The following is a 3,638-nucleotide window of genomic DNA, read 5'->3' as shown; positions in this document are numbered from 1 at the left end:
GCCATGCGGCTTGGTCGGGCGCGCTATCGCGGCATCGCAGCAGCCTTACTTCTTCTTGGCGTCGACGTGCTTCGGCTCAACAATGTCGCTCTTCAGGCGTCCCTATGATGTCCTGAATCAGCGATGGAGGAACGGATACGCGGCCAGTCCGACGAGCGCGGCGGCCGTCACGATGACGGGCTCCTGCAGCTTCTTGAAACGCCAGAGCAGCACGATCGTGCCGAGCGCAAGGAGTGCCGTCGGCACGTCGATGATCGATCGCTTTGCGATCACAAGCACCGAGCCGGTGATTGCACCGACGGCCGCGGCTGTGATGCCGTCGACGAATGCCTTGACGCTCGGCAGATGGCCATACTTCTTCACGTAGGGCGCGGGTATGACCGTGAACAGGTAGCACGGCAGGAACGTGCCCAGTGCTGCGGCCACTGCGCCGGGCAGGCCCGCCACGAGGTAGCCGATGAAGCCGACCGTGATGACGACCGGTCCGGGCGTGATCATCGCGACGGCGACCGCGTCCACGAACTGCTTGTCGTTGAGCCAATGGTGCTCGGTCACGACGCCGCCGTACAGGAACGGGACGATCGCGAGCCCGGATCCGAACACGAATGCGCCGGCCTTCGCGAAAAAAATGCCGATCTGTGCGAGCAGGGAAACGTCGACGCCGCCCAGGAGGCCGCTCGCGGCCGGCAGATTGGCTGCGGCGAGCGCGTTCAGGCCGCCTTTGTGGATCCACTTCGGTGGCGCGCGCCAGAACAGGCCGATCAGCCCGGCGACAATGAACAGCCACGCGATTTCCGATTCTGTGACGAAGGTCACGGCTGCGAGTGTCAGGAAAATCGCCCACAGCAACTTGTCTTTGCCGATCGTCTTCGTGGTGAGCTTGTACGCGCTCATCGCGATGATACCGACCACCGCCGCGCCGACGCCATAGAACACGGCCTGCATCCACGACAGCCCGCCGAAATGCGCATAGGCGAAGCCGAGCGCGACCACCATCAAGAACGACGGCAGCACGAACGCAAGGCCGACCAGCGTCGCGCCGAGAATCCGGTAGTGGACATACCCGAGATAGATCGCGAGCTGCGCGGCCATCGGTCCGGGCGCGAGCTGCGCAAGCGTGAGTCCTTCCTTGTAGTCGGCTTCGGTGATCCAGCCGCGCCGCTCGACGAGGTCGCGGCGCATGTAGCCGGCCAGCGCGACCGGACCACCGAATCCGAAGGCGCCGAGCCGAAGCATGTATCCGACCATCTGGCCCATCGAATAGGTCGGCGCATTCGTCGCTGCCGTCATGGTCATGAGCGTCCCCCGGTTTCCTTCTTTCCGTTCGTGGCGAAGTGCGCGTACAGCGAATCGAGCACGTCGCTCATCTGTTCGAGCAGTTGATCGTCGTTTTCGGCGCGCTGGCGTGTGCCGGCCATCACAGCTTCGAAGCCGACCGCCTCGGGTGCGCCGGGGCCGCCGACGTCGAGCGCGTGCACGATTGTGCCAAGGCGCCGCAGCGCCGGATCCTGGTCGAGCCCGAAGCTTGCTAGCAGCACCTCGAACGTCACGCGCTCGCCGACGTGCGTGAATGTCGCGCCGTCAAAGTCGAAGCCGAGCGCATCGTCGGGGCATTCGCTTGGCGACGCGAGCCAGACGAAACGCGCCTGCGCGTCGATGAAGCGGCGAATCAGCCAAGCGCTGGCAACGCGATCGACCCACATGCGCTGTCGCGTCGCCCACGTGCGTCCTTGATAGTCGTCGATCGCGAGCGGCTGGATGACACGCGCCGCGGCATGGGGCTCACCCGGCGACAGCACCGTGTCGACGAGCGAAACGAAGTCCTGCCACGCGACCTCGGCGCGGGTTGCCGCGTCGTCGGGGAAATAATCGATCGCGCGGATGGCGTCGAAATCCTTGCGCAGGCGGCGCAGCAGGCGGGTCAGTTCGGTGGAGGATTGGCCGGCGAGCGTTTTGCGGGCTTCGGAGAGACCGTGAATGAACGTTGCATAATCGTCGCCGCGATCGAACAGCGCGCGAAATTCCGTTTCCTGCGACGCGTCGAGGCTTGGTGTGCGCAGCAGGTGCGCGGTGCCGCCGCTGTCGGCGATCGCGACGGTGAGTTCGCGCAGCATTGCCTCATGCTCGTCCGTAAAGGGGAACAGGTAGACGCCGTCGCGTAGCACCGCGCAGCCCTTCGCCTTCAGCGCGCGCCAGAACCGCATGCGGGCCGTCGCGTTTTCCGTTGGCAGGGTCAGAACGAGGAGCAGCCAGGTAGAAGTATTGTCCATGTAGTAAATGCTACTTATGCGTACCGATATCTACAAATTTAATTTCGGGGTTGTAGGTGTTACCAAGCCGGAGACCCGGTCGACGTGTCGGCTGGCTAAACTGGGGCGCCAGTGCCGTCTTGTGTAGCGCCTTTATATCCAGAAACAGGATTTCAAGAGTTGCGTCATGGCGATCTTCGTCGCCCTGATGCTGGTGAGCGGGTCATGGTGAGATCGACGAATGCCACGTAGGCGCCCGGCGGTCGAAGTGGGCGTGAGCCCGCGGCCGCAAGGACGTGGTTGTGAAATTGTTGCAGCAGATGCGGCCTATAACCGTCGAAGCGTGAGTTCATTCGACCCGGCATCGACGCGGATATGCCACCGTTGCCTTGTCCCGCGCCGCCGCGACGATGGGGCGTGTTCGGGGCGCTGCTGCGAATCGCGCTGTTGTGGCACACGGATGGTGCGAAGACTCGTCGTCTCGATTTGCGCCAATAAGCAAAACACACCTGATGTGCCTAACAAATGCCCCAACTGGTCGAAATGGGCCCGTAGGGCCGGGCGAATGTGCTCGCCGCCACTCTTTCCCGTTGCTCGTCGGCATGAAATTTGCCGATTTCTGTGTTTACCCACTTGGCTTTGCGGCAAAGACGCCGTATGATGGCGGTCTTCTGATTTCAGGCGCGGATCACAGTTCGCACCAGAAGCAGAATCTGACGAGGATGCTGGCATCCAGTTGCCGGTCGGTATGGCATTCGTTGGTCATTCGGGCGTGAGTCGCGAATGATGCCGGCGAAAACATATTGATTTCGGCGGGTCAAGCGGGTCATCTTGGAGAAAGTGAAAATAATCTTCTCGATGTGCTTGACGCAAATGGGATGTTCCTCCATAATCGTCAGTTCTCTACGGAGGGGTGCCCGAGTGGCTAAAGGGGGCAGACTGTAAATCTGTTGGCTTACGCCTACGTTGGTTCGAATCCAACCTCCTCCACCAAGACATAAACGCAGCGAGCGGTAGGGAATCGTTAGTGGCCCGTGCGGGTGTAGCTCAATGGTAGAGCAGAAGCCTTCCAAGCTTACGACGAGGGTTCGATTCCCTTCACCCGCTCCAGTTCGTGTAGTTGAAGCGTAAAACGCGCCCATGTGGCTCAGTGGTAGAGCACTCCCTTGGTAAGGGAGAGGTCGGCAGTTCGATCCTGCCCATGGGCACCAGCAGTAGTCAGTGTCTGTTTGCGCGCGGCGCAACATGTGAAATTCCTTTTGGGAGTTGAAAATGGCCAAGGAAAAATTCGAGCGGACCAAGCCGCACGTGAACGTTGGTACGATTGGTCACGTTGACCACGGCAAGACGACGCTGACGGCGGCGATCGCGACGGTTCTGTCGGCGAAG

3 protein-coding genes and 3 tRNA genes are annotated in these 3,638 nt (G+C 61.6%); 4 read left to right on the top strand and 2 right to left on the bottom strand.

The window, feature by feature from the left end; genetic code table 11:
* Window positions 1-117 precede the first annotated feature (117 nt).
* Together KH616_RS22960 and KH616_RS22955 are read right to left on the bottom strand one after the other, a co-directional pair.
* On the bottom strand, window positions 118-1,296 hold the full coding sequence (locus tag KH616_RS22960) for a chromate transporter (RefSeq protein WP_292252192.1): 1,179 nt from the start codon (window positions 1,294-1,296) through the stop codon (window positions 118-120).
* Complete coding sequence (locus KH616_RS22955) at window positions 1,293-2,270, bottom strand: chromate resistance protein ChrB domain-containing protein (RefSeq protein WP_292252191.1); 978 nt, start codon at window positions 2,268-2,270, stop codon at window positions 1,293-1,295. Before KH616_RS22955 ends, KH616_RS22960 begins: the two co-directional genes overlap by 4 nt.
* An 886-nt stretch (window positions 2,271-3,156) precedes the next feature.
* On the opposite strand from KH616_RS22955, the gene KH616_RS22950 reads away from it, so the two are divergent.
* The 4 genes from KH616_RS22950 to KH616_RS22935 form a co-directional block, all read left to right on the top strand.
* Window positions 3,157-3,242, top strand: a tRNA-Tyr gene (locus KH616_RS22950).
* A 43-nt stretch (window positions 3,243-3,285) separates the two neighbouring features.
* Window positions 3,286-3,359, top strand: a tRNA-Gly gene (locus tag KH616_RS22945).
* A gap of 26 nt (window positions 3,360-3,385) precedes the next feature.
* A tRNA-Thr gene (locus KH616_RS22940) sits at window positions 3,386-3,460 on the top strand.
* Between the two features lie 61 nt (window positions 3,461-3,521).
* On the top strand, window positions 3,522-3,638 hold a 117-nt coding region (locus KH616_RS22935; RefSeq protein ID WP_147484422.1), incomplete at its 3' end, for a GTP-binding protein.

The organism is Burkholderia sp. (genome assembly GCF_018375725.1).
Classification (GTDB): domain Bacteria; phylum Pseudomonadota; class Gammaproteobacteria; order Burkholderiales; family Burkholderiaceae; genus Burkholderia.
The sequence above is the reverse complement of the archived record's forward strand: the minus strand, read 5'-3'. Positions and strand labels throughout refer to the sequence as shown.